12 protein-coding genes are annotated in these 17170 nt (G+C 38.6%); 9 read left to right on the top strand and 3 right to left on the bottom strand.

Annotated elements, in window-relative coordinates; translation table 11 throughout:
- Window positions 1-4 precede the first annotated feature (4 nt).
- Window positions 5-3223, top strand: coding sequence for a T9SS type A sorting domain-containing protein (locus SFU91_02930; GenBank protein ID MDX2127974.1), 3219 nt, complete (start codon window positions 5-7; stop codon window positions 3221-3223).
- Between the two features lie 51 nt (window positions 3224-3274).
- On the opposite strand, the gene SFU91_02925 is transcribed toward SFU91_02930, so the two are convergent.
- Complete coding sequence (locus SFU91_02925; protein ID MDX2127973.1) at window positions 3275-4576, bottom strand: hypothetical protein; 1302 nt, start codon at window positions 4574-4576, stop codon at window positions 3275-3277.
- Window positions 4577-4681: 105 nt separating this feature from the next.
- On the opposite strand from SFU91_02925, the gene SFU91_02920 reads away from it, so the two are divergent.
- The 7 genes from SFU91_02920 (at window position 4682) to SFU91_02890 (ending at window position 13107) form a co-directional block, all read left to right on the top strand.
- On the top strand, window positions 4682-5371 hold the full coding sequence (locus SFU91_02920) for a transcriptional repressor (GenBank protein MDX2127972.1): 690 nt from the start codon (window positions 4682-4684) through the stop codon (window positions 5369-5371).
- Window positions 5372-5461: 90 nt separating this feature from the next.
- A complete protein-coding gene (locus SFU91_02915) occupies window positions 5462-7750 on the top strand; it encodes a TonB-dependent receptor (protein MDX2127971.1) in 2289 nt (762 codons plus the stop codon).
- 30 nt (window positions 7751-7780) lie between these two features.
- The gene (gene hisG / locus SFU91_02910) at window positions 7781-8668 is read left to right on the top strand and encodes an ATP phosphoribosyltransferase (GenBank protein ID MDX2127970.1); all 888 of its coding nucleotides are present in this window, start codon (window positions 7781-7783) and stop codon (window positions 8666-8668) included.
- A gap of 146 nt (window positions 8669-8814) precedes the next feature.
- Complete coding sequence (locus SFU91_02905) at window positions 8815-9717, top strand: hypothetical protein (GenBank protein MDX2127969.1); 903 nt, start codon at window positions 8815-8817, stop codon at window positions 9715-9717.
- A gap of 98 nt (window positions 9718-9815) precedes the next feature.
- Window positions 9816-10529 carry an ATP-binding protein gene (locus SFU91_02900; protein MDX2127968.1) on the top strand — a complete coding sequence of 238 codons (714 nt, stop codon included), beginning with the start codon at window positions 9816-9818 and terminating at the stop codon, window positions 10527-10529.
- A gap of 126 nt (window positions 10530-10655) precedes the next feature.
- Window positions 10656-11189, top strand: coding sequence for a DoxX family membrane protein (locus tag SFU91_02895; protein MDX2127967.1), 534 nt, complete (start codon window positions 10656-10658; stop codon window positions 11187-11189).
- A gap of 7 nt (window positions 11190-11196) precedes the next feature.
- The gene (locus tag SFU91_02890; protein MDX2127966.1) at window positions 11197-13107 is read left to right on the top strand and encodes a hypothetical protein; all 1911 of its coding nucleotides are present in this window, start codon (window positions 11197-11199) and stop codon (window positions 13105-13107) included.
- Here SFU91_02890 and SFU91_02885 read toward each other — a convergent pair.
- On the bottom strand, window positions 13097-14263 hold the full coding sequence (locus SFU91_02885) for a hypothetical protein (GenBank protein MDX2127965.1): 1167 nt from the start codon (window positions 14261-14263) through the stop codon (window positions 13097-13099). The two genes, SFU91_02890 and SFU91_02885, sit on opposite strands and share 11 nt — an antisense overlap.
- 220 nt (window positions 14264-14483) lie before the next feature.
- The gene (locus tag SFU91_02880) at window positions 14484-16685 is read right to left on the bottom strand and encodes a protein-disulfide reductase DsbD family protein (protein MDX2127964.1); all 2202 of its coding nucleotides are present in this window, start codon (window positions 16683-16685) and stop codon (window positions 14484-14486) included.
- Window positions 16686-16878: 193 nt separating this feature from the next.
- Between SFU91_02880 and SFU91_02875 the strand changes: the two genes are divergently transcribed.
- Window positions 16879-17088, top strand: coding sequence for a YtxH domain-containing protein (locus tag SFU91_02875; protein ID MDX2127963.1), 210 nt, complete (start codon window positions 16879-16881; stop codon window positions 17086-17088).
- The last annotated feature ends 82 nt before the right edge of the window (window positions 17089-17170 follow it).

The following is a 17170-nucleotide window of genomic DNA, read 5'->3' as shown; positions in this document are numbered from 1 at the left end:
AAAAATGCTGAATCGTTATCAAAAGCTATCACGAATAGTATTGTTCATTTGGCTACTTCCGGTTTCGCTTTTCGCCCAAAGCATCTTTTATGTTAGAACCGATGGAAATGATGGTAATTCAGGTCGAGTTAATTCAAGTCTTGGGGCAAAGGCAACTTTATCAGGTGCAATCGCCGCCGCATCAGATGGCGACGTAATTTCTATTCAAGCCGGTACATTTACTGTATCAAGTGTAACGACAATTGATAAAAGACTTTACATTAGAGGTACAGCGACTACAATTCGTATCAGTGATGGGGCCGGGTTTAACATTCTTCGCATTACCTCACCGTTTGTCACTGTAGAAAATCTCACCCTAGAACAGCTTAATACCTCTGCAACTGTTCCTACTCCGGGCGGATCAATTACAAACTTTGCTCACATAAGAGTGGAGCCAACTTCGTCAGGTCCAATTCGGATTTCAAACTTAACGATCTCATATACCTCGCCACCGAGTGCTTCCAAAGGTACTGGCATTTATTTTGTTCCAAGTACATATTCTGGGCCATATTACTTCACCAACAACATTATTCAGAATACTGAACAATGGGGTATTTATATCAACCGTGGCAATTTTGGAAGTTATGCGAACGGCGTGTTTGTGTTAAATAACACGATAGATGGAAATATGGGAGATGGAATTGGTGTAGATGGTAGTCAATTTGTTACAATTGCCGGAAATACACTAACAAATAACAGTCGTTTGGGAAGTGGCGGCGGTGCAAATATTTCTATTTTTAAAGGTGGCTCCGATGTTCCATCGAATATTATTGTTAGAGGCAATCGTCTTTCAGACCCGGCAACTGCAAATGATGCAAATCTTTCTTTCACTACAGGATTTACTTCTGGTCCTATTACTAACTTAGTAGTTGAAGAAAATTATGCAACACTTTCTGCTTCTAGGACTGCAAACGCAAACTATAGTTTTATTAATGATATAACGCCAAGTTCCGTTACTTTTCGTCGAAATGTGGCTGTTGGAGCAAATGTATTGCAGCAAGTAGGCTTTTCTAACGCAAGAGCACCTTTAGATGGATCACAGGCCAATTTAACGGATGAGTTTTCTTTTTCTTCAGGGCACATTGCTAATCGATTGGATCCGCCGCCAACTTTGGTTGCTGGTCCATCGGATCGTGCAGCAATTGTTTTCCCAACAAATGCACCGTTGGCCTCGAATCCGGGATGGACAACGATTTCACCTTGGACATCATCGCATACTACCATTTTTGTGAATGGAACAGTTGGAAGTGAATCTAATGAAGGATTAGCTGCCGGTTCAGCAAAACTGCTTTTAAATAGTGGTGTTCGAGATGTAGTCCCTTCTGGAACTGTCGAAGTCGTTGCTGGGACTTACAACGAAACCGTATCCATCAATAAAACACTCACACTTAACCTCAGCGGCTCAACCTCAGTTCAGAACTTAAGTATTAATTCAGGTTATGTAATTATCACAGGTGGTGAACTGACCGTAACAGGTACTTTGACCCTCGAGGGCGGAAATATAAATGCAACAAACTTAAGAATTGCTGATGGGGCAACGATTGTTCGTCGCTACGGTCAAATCACGGTTACAAACCCTTCATTTAGTGGAGTTTATAATTTAACAATTGAGTCAGTGGCTGCTCAACATGCGACATTAGAATTAGCAACATCTGCGGAAACTGTCAATAACTTTAACTTAGGTTCTAACACCCAATATGTTTTGGATGGGAATCTTGATATGGCCTTTGGAGGTGCTTTTACCTTAAATGCCGGTAGTCAACTCTTTATTAATGGAAATGCTCTTTACATGAGAGGTGTGGCTTCGGGCTCGGGTGAATTGGTCTCAAATCGAGAGGCTCTTCCGGGTCAAGTTTATTTGATTTCAAATGTCGATGGAAACCGTGGTATTCTCAATATTGCTCCAAACAGCAACTCAAATTCGTTTGATCGCTTTTCTTTAAGCCTTAACAGTAATAATTCATTCATTGGTATTAATGGGGATTTCACAACAAGTGAATTGGTTGTGAATAATGGAAGGGCTAATCTGAATGGAAATACCGTATCAATTTCAAGTGTATCAGGAGCAGCGGCTGGTTCTGTGACAGGAACTTTAGAGGGTTTCTTTTACAATGGTATTATTTCCCATTATGTTCAAAATACAGGTTCTCTCAATTATATCTTCCCAATAGGGACACCTACCGTTGTAGAAGGTAGCTTTTGGAATCGACGATTGGATTTTGACTTTACAACAGCACCGTCTTCTGGGGGGCTTTTATCTGTTGAGCATGCAATCGGCGCTCCTGTTGGTTTTACGCCGCATTTTGATTATTCCGCACAAGAATTAACAAATACAGGGTTGCAACATTGGGTAACGACCTCTACGATTGGTTGGACAGGTTCTGTTTATAATGTTTCAGCCTATTGTAATGTGATTCAGCCGGTATTTTCAGTAGGAAATCTATCAAGCTTGAGGGTATCACTTTTTGATGGGTCTTCGTGGACTTCACCCGGAACTTCTAATTCTAATTTAGGAACAACCTTCAGCCCAATTGTAGTGCAGAATGGTATTCCGGGAACAGAAACGCAAGTTCTTACAATTTCGGGTAACAATGCAGATAACCCTCTTCCTGTAGAACTTACTTCATTTACCGCAATTTCCACACAACGAGGGGCAGAACTCGCTTGGAAAACCGCCTCAGAATCAAATAATGCAGGCTTCATCGTTTTAAGAGATGGAATACCAGTTGCGAGTTTTACTTCATATTCTGCCTTAAAGGGAAGAGGAACAACATCAACATCGACGAATTATAGTTTTGTTGACGCTTCGGTAGAATTTGGTAAAACTTATACTTACCAACTTAGAAGTGTTGATTTTGATGGTACTGTTCACAATTATGGCGAAAAAATAACGCTTTCTATTCGCCAACAGGTGGGCCCATTTGACTTCACCTTGGAGCAAAACTTCCCGAATCCGTTTAATCCAACCACTATTATTAAGTATAGTGTGAAAGAACCTTCCGTTGTGGTTCTGAAGGTTTATGATCTTTTGGGACGCGAAGTATCAACCTTGGTCAATGAACGCAAAGAAGCAGGTGTGTTCACAGTAAATGTAAACCTCGCTGGAAATGCTTCAGGTGTTTACTTCTATAAAATTCAGGCGGGTTCATTTACAAAAACATTGAAAATGCTTTTGACGAAATAATCCAATATCTTTTTATTCAAAAGCCCTTTAGCAATAAAGGGCTTTTTTACTTTAAATAGAACGGGTGTTTTTAGGATCAAGAACCGCAATAACTTCAAGATTGAGGGTGCCGGCAAACATATCAACAGGTTGAAGAGTTTTTAATTGATAACCTGATTTTTCCCACTGTTCGATTTCAGATGGAATTGATTCTGTTCCGCAAAAAATATGGATTACACGTTTTGGCTTTCTTGAAGCAAGAAAATCGATGACCCCTGAATCGACACCCATTCGCGGCGGGTCGAGAATGATGCACTCTTGAATAGAGGGTGAAAATGGAGGAAGGAATCTTTTTAAACTTTGCGATGAAATTCGTCCAGAATAAAATTTTACCGGCCCTTGTGATGCAACGAATTCTGAATTTTTTTTAGCAGAATCTATTGACTCCTTTGAGCTATCAATACCGATTACTTCCGAGTAATTTTTCGAAAAGTGGTGAGTAAACAACCCGTATCCTGAATAAAGATCAAGTAAGCGTATTCTTTCTCCAACTTTTGGCTTTGGAAGGAAGGATTCGATACACGAGATAAATTCAGGGAGAATGGATTCATTAACTTGTGAAAACGATGTTGGCGCGTAACTCAGTTTTAACGAATTGAGTTTCAAAAACAAAAACGGTGGACCATAAAGCAATTTGAAAGCGACGCCGCTTTCGGGTCTTTTTTGTTCAAAATAATACTCAGAACGTGATGGGTCTAAGAATAAAAATGACGAGATTACAGTGGCATTTTTTAGTGGCAATTGCTTTAGATGGTCTGCAAGAAGTTTGAACTTTCGGATAATTTCTCCAGAAAATTCATCAATGTTAAAAATCACTGAATGTTCTGAGTAACTCCCACGAATGATAATATGGTTGAGATGAGCTGCTGCAAGTCGAAATGCGGGAGAGTTTAGTTTTTCATAAAGTGATTGGTAAATATATGTGTGAGACTCAGGCTCTAAGTGTGAAGTTGAGAAATCAACCTTACGATTAAAATCTTCTGAAAGAATAAGCCGTGTTTTTCCTTTAAAGAAGACTCTGCGTTTTGTTGTTGTTCGATATCCACGAGGTTTAGGGGAGGGAAGAATTGGTAATGGGGTTGCTTTTATTCCTGATGATTTACAATAATCATCGAAAGCCAAATGTTTAACATTTAATTCTTCTTCATAATTTGTTTCCGCAAAAGGCTCTGCCAGTTGGGCGGGTTGGGTTTGAAATGCTTTTTCAATGAGTATGGATTCATAACCGGTAGTCGAACCTTTTAAATTGCGATTGTTTTCAGAATGTGATATTCGCTCTGATTGATTTCTAACGCGCTTTTTGGAAAAATCCATTAGGTTGAAAAAGAGTATGTGATAAAAAAGTAGAATGCTTAATTTAGTTATAACCGAGCAGTATCAACGGTAATGTTTTAAGGAACAAGTATTGATGAAATAAAAATGAAGCATACACCGTCAAAACCCGTGAACCCTTCAATGAAGCCGAAGTCTAAAGTTAAAGAGATCAAGAAACCTGATTCATTAGAGAAAAGTGGTGCAAAACCTATGGTTGAAACTGCTGAATCAAATTTCAAATTTAAGAGTGTTGGTAATATTCATCAAGATCATCTACCAAAAGCTCCAATAGTAAAGGAGGTGATTAATGATAACGGATTGCGAGGTCAGATTCAGAGTGTAGAAACAATTTTTTATGATTTTTTGAAAAAGAAAGGGTATCGATCTACTCCAGAGAGGGCATTGATATTAAAGGAAATTTATGCTGCTCCCGGTCATTTTGATGCCGATGAGATTTTCATCAAGCTTAAGCAAAAGGGTGGAAATATTTCTCGTGCAACGGTTTATAATACCCTCGATCTTTTGGTTGAATGTAATCTTGTCAGTCAAAATAGTTTTGGCCATAAGCATCTTCACTATGAACGTGTTTATGGTTATGAACATCACGACCATATCGTTTGTAATGAATGTGGAGAAATTTTTGAGTTTAGTAGTCCGGAAATAGAAACTGAACAAGAAAAAATCTGCCGTCAGTTAGGATTTGAGTTACAACGGCATACCCTTCAAATGTTTTGTCATTGCAATAAAATTGATTGCGAATACAAAAAGAATGTCTCGCACGCAATGATGCCTTGAGATTGGTTCTCTTATTCGCCATATTGCAATAAAACTTTCACGCTCAAAGAGAGAATGACATTCAGCACTTCAATTCCAAAAAATATATTCTTGATACTTTTCCTCCCAATAGCTGTTTTGCTTATAGGCCGTGAAGTGGTTGCTCAAACAAAGGGAGGAACTTTACGCGGAACTGTGACCGGGGTAGAAATTTACGCGGATTCAATCGACAGGTATGATTCTACTTTGTCACGATATACAAGAAAACTGGCAAAAATCACGCGTCGTTACCCACTGGTAGGTGCAAAGGTTCAAGTAAAACTTACTCCTTTCGGTGGAGTAACAGATTCACTAGGAAAATTTAAGATTGTGGGAATACCAAGAGGGGTTTACGACTTACTTTTTTCTGCCGAGGGATATAAGTCTCATGTATTCAAACAAATTTCAGTTCGTCTGGATACGATTACAGAAGTTGATAATTTTTTAGTTGAAAACTATAACCCATCTTCTGAGATAGTTGTCACTGCTAATCGATATGAACAACGGTTGCAAGATATTTCAAATTCGATATCAATAATTACTCAAGACTTTATTGAAAATAGAAACAGCATCTCTATCGATGATGCTTTGCGGTATGTTCCGGGAGTAAATTTTTCTAACGCGAATGTCAATATACGTTCATCCAGCGGTGTGAGTTTTGGAATAGGAAGTCGTGTTTTAACGCTTATCGACAATATTCCTGTAATGGGGCCCGCAGAAGGTGATTCAAAGTGGGATTTTTTTCCAACAGATTTTATTGATCGGGTTGAAATCATTAAAGGTCCCTCTTCTTCATTGTATGGTAGCTCCGCATTGGGTGGGGTCATCAACTTAATTACAAGGGCTGACTATACACCAAAGACTAACATCACGCTTTACGGAGGACTTTATGATGGGCCACGCTTTGAAAGTTGGAATTGGGCAAATCGTACGCCACTTCAATCCGGTCTTGAAATTGCACACTCGAATAACTTCGGAAGGCTTTCTGTTTATGGGTCAATATCTAGGAGATATGATGATGGTTACCGAGAGAATGCCGACTTTTCGCGTTGGCGGTTGTTTTCAAAAATCAATTATCAACTCTCAGACCGTGAGTCATTGTCGCTATTAGCCACATTTGCAGAAGAACGAAGAGGCAACGCCTTATTTTGGGAAAGTTTAGATGCTCCATATCGAGACGGACTTAACGACATTGATTTGAATGGGAATTCCATATTTTCTTCACTCTATTCAGATAAACTTCTTTTTTCCCCGATATACTCTTTAAAGTTTTCAAAAACAGGTGAATTGAATTGGAGAAACCGATATTTTCAAACAAAATTTTTTGATTCTGAAGGGGTTTCTTCTAATGCATTACAAGCAGGTACGGAGTTTCAAACCACTTTTTCTTTTGCAAGGGGGTTTGCCGTTACTATGGGCGCAGAAGGTTCTTATTCAAATGTTGAATCAACTATTTTTGGTAATCATCGGTCACTTGGGTTTGGCGGCTATCTGCAAGGCGATATTCCTTTAAATATTTTTATTATTTCTTATGGGGTTCGTTATGATGGATTAAGGATTGATGACGGGGAATGGAATGGCCAATTCAGCCCACGCGCGGGAGTAAACGGTGCAGTAACCGAAAATATTTCATTGAGATTCAGTCTTGGACGAGGCTTTAGGAATGCGAGTATTAGCGAGCGTTTTACTGTGGCCTCTGCAGGGGCACTTCAAATTGATCCAAATCCTGAACTTCAGGCAGAAAGCAGTACAAGCTTTGAAGGGGGGCTTCTCTTTAGCAACTCAAATCCAATCGAGTTCTTCGGAATCATAAAACTTGAAAGGTATAACGTTGATGCAAGTTTATTTTTTACAACATACGCTAATTTGATAGAACCTCGACCGGCAATACAAGGCAGCAGTGGGCTGCGACCTCGTTTTACATTTCAAAACATCACAGATGCAGAAATATTAGGAACTGAAATATTTTTTCATTCTGAGTATAACCGAAAGTCCTTTGAACTGGATGTTTCCTATACACACACAAATCCAAGAGATTTAAGTAATGGAGGTTGGTTGAGGTATCGAAATCGGCGACTATTCTATGTAACAGCAAGAGCGCATCTTTCACTTATTTCTATTGAATGGAATTACAGATTTATCAGCAGATTTGAAGCCAATGAGCCTATTCTCAACGCTATTATCCCTGATGCCGAAGCAACCAGTGACGCTCATGTTAATGACTTTAGGCTTTCAGCCCAAACCGGAATCGGTATGTTTTCACTTATTCTTCGAAATGCCTTTAATGTAGCGTATGTGGAACAGCCAGCATTAATAGCATCTCCTCGAAATATTGTCCTTCAATTTCGAACTTCTTTTTAGCTTTTTTCATCAATAATTTAGTTATAGACAGTGGCAGATAAAGGGCAAAAAAAACTTAAGCTTGGTCTTCCAAAAGGAAGCCTTCAAGATGCAACGTTGGATTTATTTTCAAAAGCAGGATTTCATTTTTCGCTTCGTGAAAGGTCATATTTCCCTTCCATAGATGACGAAGAATTGGAAGCAATATTAATTCGAGCCCAAGAGATGCCAAGGTATGTTCAAGATGGAGCGTTTGATTGTGGGCTTACCGGAAAAGATTGGATTATTGAAACAGGATCAAAAATCGTTGAAGTTGCAGACCTTGTATATTCAAAAGCTTCGATGAGACCGGTAAAGTGGGTTCTGGCGGTACCGGAGAGTTCACACATCCAATCTGTCAAAGATTTACAAGGAAAACGAATTTCGACCGAAGTTGTCAATATTACTAAAGCATATTTGCGAAAAAATAAAGTTCAAGCAACGGTAGAATTCAGTTGGGGAGCAACCGAAGTAAAACCGCCAGAACTTGCGGATGCCATTGTTGATGTTACAGAAACAGGAAATTCACTGCGTGCCAATAAACTCCGTGTAGTCGATGTTTTGCTTGAATCAAACACGAAACTTATCGCCAGTAAAGCCGCTTGGTCGGATAAATGGAAACGGGAAAAGATTGAAAATATTTCGATGCTACTCAAAGGTGCAATTGCCGCAAACGGAAAAGTTGGGCTGAAATTTAATATTCGAAAAACAGATCTTGAAAAAATCTCAACCAAGCTTCCTGCTCTGAGGAATCCTACGGTATCAAACCTATCGAATTCAGAATGGGTAGCGGTAGAAATTATAACTGAGGAAAAACAGGTACGAAAATTGATTCCTGAGTTGAAACGTGCCGGAGCTGAAGGCATTTTTGAATACACCATCAACAAGTTGATTTATTGATTTAAGGTTTAGGCGATTAAGGTCAAATAAGTGAAGAGAATAACGAAGATTTTTGTATTTTTCAGTTTATTAACAGGAATTTGAAAATTTCTGGTTTAGAAATCAACCTTCCAGAATCCATTAGGTCGAAATTAATCCTAACAGTAATGAAAGTTCAATATCACGCGTTGAATAGGGTCAAAATCAATTTTTTCTGCTTGCTTTTGTCTGTGATGCTCGGTTTTACTCTAAGCTCTTGCGGCAGCTCCTCAGAAACTGCGAAAGAGCAGGAAATGCCAAAAACGGACTCGTCGCTGGCTTCATTGCCCGACACATCGAAAAATGACAGTACTTTAGCAACTACACCAAAGCAGGATTCAACGAAGTCTCTTGCTCAAATGCTTCCGACTCAACAGGATACCAATTCACTGGATTTTGTAAGACCTACGACGGATGAGAGAATCAATCCTGTATTTGCAGCAAGGTTGGGAATGCTCAGCGACGGCGGCTATCAGATGAAACCCGTCATCAATGATTCTTTAGGGTGCTCATATCCGATGGCCTCATCGTGGGCGTCTTCTCGGAAAGATTTTAAGAATCTTTCGAATTACTTCATTAATGATAAGATATCGGTTATCGTTTCGGTTGCATACGCCACATTTGATTCGGTAAATATTTGGGCACAAGTACAGGAAGCAATCACTTTCGGAAAAAATCAATTACCAAGTTCAGATTGGAGATTTGATACAACTGCTGAAAGAAAAATTAACACAACACAATCTTATTTAGGTCGTTATAATTTCAATAATCGTCAGTATAATATGGCGTTTTTCAGATATAAGGACTTTCAGTTCAATGTTGTTGTTGAGCACCCGGTTGGTGGATTAACCGAAGGAGAAACGAAAGCAATTAATTATTTCATAGCGAATTTTGTTTGTGGAGATCCAAGTCCAACCTTGAATATTTCCAGACCAGCTCTTGTAAGTAGCGTTGAGCCGGAACCAAAGAAGGAAGTGGTCCCTGAGAAAAAGAAAACCGTTACAAAAAAGCCAAAACGCTCAACGAAATAATTTTTTATCAATTTTTTGAAATAAAGTTTTAAAATCTCCCTCTTCCTTTTATATTGATTTGTGCCAGAGCACGGCGGTTTAAAAAAACTGTACCCAAAATGTTTGACGATAAGGTCATCAAAACGCCTGACAGACATCCCTCTAACATCTCGACCTCAGAATTGCTATCACGAATAGAATCGGGAGAAAGTCTCCAAACAGAATTCAAGCGTTTGGTTCATTCATCAGAAAAAATAGCGAAGTCAATGGTTGCTTTTGCTAATACTTCAGGTGGTATAATCTTGATTGGGGTTGATGATGACAAACGCATTGTTGGTGTTGAGAGTGAAAAGGAAATTGAAGCAGTTATCGAAGACGCGGCGAATTTTCATACTGAACCCACAGTTCGCTATCAATTTGATGTGATTGATTTTCGAGGAAGAGACCTTGTGATGATTACCGTTCCAGAAAGTAATCATAAGCCACATTATCATTTGGGGGAATCTCGAGATCCTAAAACATTTAAAAAATTTAAGGAAAGGAAAGTGTATTTGAGATCAGGGAGTCAAAGCATTGTCGCAACAAAAGATCAGGTGATGCTGTTAGAGCCTTATCATAAACCACTGAAAATTTCTTACGGTGAAGACGAAAAAATACTCTTCAAATATTTAGATACTTACCAACGAATTACCCTCGCACAGTACAGTAAATTGGTCAATGCATCCTCTCAACATGCCTCACAAATTCTTATAGCGCTTGTAAAAGCTGGCGTTATAATGATTCACACCGAGGGAAAATTAAGCTACTATACCCATCCATTGAAAGTCTCATAAAAAAGTCTTATTTCCTTTGGAAAGAGATGTTTAAATTTCGTTTAGAAATGAACGATTTGTTGACGCAATCTCAACAATTTTTGAATACTCTTTCTTTTAACAAAAAGGGGGCATTGCCTTAATACTATGAACGTTACAGCTACTTTGGCAAATCAAGGTGGGGAAAATTTCTCTTGGAAAAGGTTGAAGTTTTCTGAGCATCCTTTGAAAGCTTTGGGAATTCTTTTCTTGCTCGTCAATCGATATTTTTTGGCCATTTTCTACATCTATGGCACTTGGCATAAAATTGTTAAAGAATGGATGTGGACTGATGTGTTGAAGGTTCACTTTCAGCAACGCTTGGCTGAAATAGGACCCGGATCATTTCCAGCATTGTACCTTGAATACTTTGCGATTCCGCTTTGGTATCCTATCGCAGCAATTGTGACACTCGGAGAGTTGTATGTTGCTGTTGGATTAACATTGGGATGGACGACCAGAATGAGTGCGGCATTTTCGCTCTTTCTATTAATTAATTTTGGATTGGGCGCATTTTACAATATTTGGATTCCAATTCTTTCTGTATGTTCTATTTTGGTGATGATTACCCCGACCGGAAAATGGTTTGGCTTCGATCGTCGTCTAATGAAAAAGTATCCTGAATCAATTTGGTATTGTTAAACATCTCTTGAGAACCATTCTATTTTTAAGGCAAGGCATCAATCGCCTTGCCTTTTTTAGTTTCGCAATTTTTGTTGCTTGTGCATTTCTGATTCAAGGTTGCAATAGCTTTCAAAAGCAAAGCAATCAATCTTTTGTAACCTATACCCTTGAACCAATTTTACTCAAAAATGAAAAAGATGAAGATGAACTACAGTCTCATCTAAAGGTAAAAGCTGAGTTTTCCTATTCGGCTCATCAAGGAGAACAAAACAATGAAAAGCATCGATTGCTCCTTCCAAATTGGGCTCCGGGGGCCTATCAGTATAATGTGTTTTCGAGTTCTGTGAAGAACTTACGAGCATTTGACGCAGGTGGCAAGGAAATTGAATTTGATAAAGTTGAAGATGGGATTTGGTCATTAAGTCAAGCTCCCCGCTGGATTGAATATGATGTTTATCGGTTCTCAAAGCAAGGTTTAATGTGGCCGGAAAAGACTGAAATTACAGAGCGAAACATTTTTTTTAATTCAACCAATGTGTTTTTAACGCTTGAAGGATGTCGTTCTTTACCTTGCTATGTAGAAATTAAAGTCCCAAAAGGATGGAAAGCCATTTCGCCAATTCTATCTGAGGCTGGAAAAGGATACGCGAACAATTTTGACGAGTTGGTTGATTCACCCGTTTACCTTGGAAATCCGATTTATTATTCAATCCCCTTATTGGATAGAGAATTTCGTTTTACGATTGACTTGTTTGATATAAGCAAGGATTCAATTGCATTTCGGGCAGATTCGATTTTGGCCTTGACAAAAGAGGTGATAATGGCGCATCAAAAATTTTTTGGTGAAATTCCTTTAGTGAAATATGATTTTATCATACGACTATCAAAACCAAAATTATTTACAAGTTATGGCGCTTTGGAGCACCGATCATCTTCGGTCTATGAAATGCCAATTTATCCCATCGCACAAACACGGGATAACGCATTGCTGCAAGTCATTGCGCACGAATTTTTTCATTTATGGAATCCAAAAAGAATTTATCCGGAGTCGCTTTATATGCCTAACCTTCAAAGGCGATTTAGAATAAAAAATATGTGGTTCATTGAAGGGGTTACCGATTACCTTTCAGAACTATTGATGATGAAGCAAGGGATTCAAACTGAATCGGCATTTCTATTTTCGATTTTAGAAAGAATGAAACGGCATAAAAGAAGTTTAAAGAGTGATTCACTTTCCCTTGAGAAACTGAGTTTAAATCTTTCGGAATCAAATAATAATGCAGATTTCATTCCATTTTATGAAAGAGGAACTACAACAGCAATGATGTTAGATCTTGAAATACGAAAGCAAACGAATGGTATGCAAAGCCTTGAAAAGGCCATTCTTGAATTAAATCTGCGATTCGGGGAATCGCAAAAACCATATCCGGAAGAGCAACTGATTGAGGTGTTAGAATCACTTACTAATTGTAACCTTCAGGATTTTGCGAAGCGGTATATATCTTCAACCGAAGAACTCCCTTATGAAAGTTTATTCCAAGCAGCAGGATACCGCTATTTTGCTGAGCACCTTGAAGTGCCTAACGTTGGCCTAATTACTGAACAAAATTCAAATGGTCAACATATTGTGACTTTTATTGCTCCTGATTCGCCTGCAGAAAAAGCCGGTTTGATGAGCGATGATATCATTCTTAAAGCCAATGATTTCTCGGAATATCATAAAGTCCATCAAATTCTTTTCAAAACAGGAGCACTAAAAAATGGGGATGTGTTATCACTTAATATCAAGCGCAAAGAGTCAATCATATCGGTTCAATTAAAAGTGAAAACACGAATAATTATTCAAGAGAAAATTGAAATTGATTCAAATGCAACAGCAATAGCAAAAAAAATTAGAGAGACGTTGATTCATTGGTCACAGGTGTCTAAGAATTGAAAATCTTTTGAAGCTTTTTCCTTTCGAGTCCAACGACGATAAGTACCAATATGTATTCGAGAATAATTATAGCGGGTTTTTCGTGATATGGGAGTACTGAATAAGCGGAGTAGCTTAGTACAGAAAGCGAACTCCAAGCAATCGGAAAGCGAAAAGAAGAAAGTGAAGCTAAAGCAACGAGTGTGGTCAGATACCAAGGATGAACAACCACCGCAAGAAGAAAGTAAATGCAAAAGGATAGAAACACGACGCTAATAATATCTGAAGACTTTGTTGATACAAACCAATAGAAAACAACACCCAACATGAATAGGCACATCAGCCCAAAGATTTTCCCTAAAATCATTTGGATCGAATACCACTCAAGAAGTAAAAGGAGTTCTTTCATAAAAAGATAGATTCCGGCATTGAATTCAAAATGGCGGAAAAAGAGCCCGATACTTTGCCCGAGATTTTCAGCAAATGAAAAATTTATAAAAGGAAGAAACAAAAGTCCGATAAGGCTGAAGGAAATCAAGACAAAACTACTTCCACGCCAAATGCCTAAGCGAAATACAAAAAATGGAAGAAGCATTAAGGTGAGCAATTTCCCTGAAACTGAAAACGCGAAAAATATTGCACCGAGAACCCATTTATCCTTAAACAAAGCATACAGTGAAGCCAATAAAAAGAAAATCATCGCCGGCTCGAAGTGACAATTTCCAACAAGCTCAAGAATTACAAGGGGATTTAGGGCATAGATAAAGATTGTTTTAGGTGAAAGCTTTAAGTGGTGCTGGAGCAAATGAAGACAATAAATCGATCCAAATTCAAAAAAAAGTAAAAACAATTTCATAACCACTACCCTAAAGAGAAGTGTGTTTTGAAAAGAAGAATCTATAAAATAAAGTGAGGTTAGTTTTGCGGAAATGAAAAAAATAGATTGACAAATCGGGGGATAAACTGAGTAAAAGTTGGGTGAGTTAAGACGAGCAAAATATTCAGGTGTAAAGTAAAGGGCGATTCTCTCTTTTTCGTTGAAGTCACTTGGTATTTTAAGAAATGGACTAATGCCGTTTTTGAATACTTCACCATCCCAAATAAATCGGTAAAAATCATCCGAAAAATTAGGTATTGAAAAGAGAAGTAAGCAGCGTAACCCGATGGCTATTAACAAAAAAAAGGAAGGAGATTTCACTGTAGAATCAGATAAAAAAATCCAATACCCATATAAGGAACTGAGAAGAAAGAATTGGGAAACAAGGGAAAAAAAATTCTCTCTCGGGGTGAAATAAGCCAATGAAAAGGTTAGTGATATGAACACAATTGAAAGAAAAATATTCAATTTGTGTATGCCTTTGAATGGATTGTGTAGGTTATAAAATTGGAAAAATCTTTCACTCATTTGATTTAAGAATACGGCTTGTTGATGTATTCAGTGAGAGTGAATTCGCCTCATCAAACGCTTTCAAAAGCATTTCTTGTGTGATAACCTCAGGTAATACAATAGGAGAATTAAGCTTTCCTGCTGGAAATATAACGTAAAGCGGAACGCCGGAACGCTTGAACTTTTTTAACAATGAAGTGATTTCTGGGTTTCGATTTGTCCAATCTGCACGAAGTGGAACGATTCCTAAAGCAGATATTGCTTTGCGGACGGGCTCGGTTTCGAGAATCGTTTTTTCAGTAACCTTACAGGTAAAACACCACTCGGCAGTAAAATCAATAAATACAATTTTCCCATTTTTTACTTCGCTTTCAACAGTTGCAAGTGTGAACGGCTTCCAAGAAATCGAGTTCTCAGATTGTTGTGTTTTTGCAGATGAGGTCGAAACTTGATCCAATGCTCTCCAATTCAGCCACGATTCAAAGGCGATGTAATAAGACGATGCTGAGAAAATTATGGCTGCTGCATAAACGATGAATTTCGTTTTGGATGGGGTTCCATAAGTGACCCAAGAGCCAATCATCCACATCGAAACCGAAATACCGAGCAAGAGCATACATGCAGCAATAATTCCTTCTGAACCCAATTGTGCACCCAATACCGAAAGCAACCAAACAGCGGTTGCGAAAAGCAAAAAGCCCATCACTTGCTTAAATCGATTCATCCATTCCCCGGGTTTAGGAACAAACCGAAGCCACTCCGGTTTCGCAGAAAGTAGTAAATATGGGGAGGCAAGTCCAAGACCAACCAAAGTGAAAACGCCGAATATCACAAAGCCGGGTTGAGAAAAAGCAAATCCAACGGCTGTACCTAAGAAGGGTGCAGTACAGGGTGTCGCAAGTGTTGTTGCTAATACACCATTAGCAAAAGCGCCCATTTCATCTTTACGAGAAAGACTTTCGCTTGCGCTGCCTGAGATCGCAGGCGCGGAAAATTCAAAGACGCCGACAAGGTTTAATCCAAAAAGAAAAACAACCACAAGCATGATGATCACAAAACCGGGCGATTGGAATTGAAACCCCCACCCAACCGATTCACCGGCACTTTGAAGAAGTAGCAACGCACCGGCTAAAAGCCAAAAAGAAAAAAGTACCCCTAAAGTGAAAAATATCCCGTGACGAAAACTCTTCTCCCGTGAAGCGCCGGCATTCTCAACCATCGAAAGCACCTTTAACGATAAAACCGGAAGCACACAAGGCATAATGTTAAGAATCACTCCGCCAATAAATGCAAAAAGTAAAGCCCACCCTAATGAGAGCGGTTCTTCGTTTGAAGTATCTTCAAATGATTGTTCAAGCAGTGAACCTCCAGAACGATTGGATAGATTCACCCGCGAAGAAAATTCATACCCTTTCCCTTGAAGGATAATTAACCCCGTAAGATTTGTAAGCGTTGAAGTTTCAGTATTGGGACGAAGTGCGAATGATATTTTCCCGTTTTCTGTCTTAATACCGATATAATCGAGCGTAAAATCTGCAAACGACTCAGGAAAAAAATCCTCAACCTTATAAGCCGCATCACCTTTAAGTTCAAATGACACAAAGAGTTTTCCATCTTTTGGTATTGCATTGACTTCCCCAAGATTCAATCCTGATTCCGAAAATGGCAGAGGGAGATAAGATTCAAATTTTGAAATCAAGTCTTTGTTTTTTCGCAAAGTTTCGGCTGTTAGTGAAGTCGGGATGAAATTAAGAGTTGAATCGCCCGGGATGCAATTTTCTTTGCATACAAGCCAAGACAAGGAAACGGAAATTTCATTTAAGGATTTTGAAGGATTGGGAGGAGTAAGGGTCGCAAAAAGTAAAACTTCCTTTTCATATCCATAGGCTACTATTCCGGCTTCGACAAATTTATGAGGTGAAGGGAATTCAAAATGAGAAACCTGAAATCCTTCCGGCAACTTCCAATCGGCTTCAATTGGGATTCCCGCATCTCCGGGATTTTTCCAATACAAATGCCATCCGTCTTCAATTTTAAAGTGAATGGCAATTCGCTGAGGCTTGCTGAAATCATTGGAAGAAAGAAGTAATTCAGATGTAACGAGCGGCTTTCCTTTCATCATTTGTGATTGCACCGGAATTGAGCAAAATGAAATTCCAAGGATAACGGTAAGAATACCTAAGCAAACGGATACGCTGCGATTTAAAAACATAAATGACATAAACAATTGCAAAAAAGTGATGATTAGCCTAAGAATTCACACAAAAAATTTCGTTAAATAGGGTAATTTTGTAAAAACGAAATTGGTTTCAATTCATAAAAAATACAATGAGATTCATTCTCTTCCTGTAAAATTAACGCAAAACTTACCCATCAAGGTGAGTAAAAAAGTAAAGGAGTAAAATATGAGCAGTGGTGGTAAATTTCTGTTGGGATTAGGAGCCTTTGCGGCGGGTGTTGCCGTAGGGCTATTGATTGCGCCGAAATCCGGAAAAGAACTTCGGGAAGACATCAAGAAAAAAGTCAAAGGCTTTCCGGATTTATATAAGGACGATTTAAACGGAGTTGATGTTGAAATCAGCGGTCGAGACCTTGAAGAGCAACTTATTAAGTGATATGCTCATTAAATCTAAGGGGCTAATGCCCCTTTTTTGTTTTTTAACAAACGCCCATTGAATTTGAATACACGAATTGAGA

Source organism: Chloroherpetonaceae bacterium, from assembly GCA_033763895.1.
In the GTDB taxonomy this organism is placed as follows: domain Bacteria; phylum Bacteroidota; class Chlorobiia; order Chlorobiales; family Thermochlorobacteraceae; genus JANRJQ01.
The sequence above is the reverse complement of the archived record's forward strand: the minus strand, read 5'-3'. Positions and strand labels throughout refer to the sequence as shown.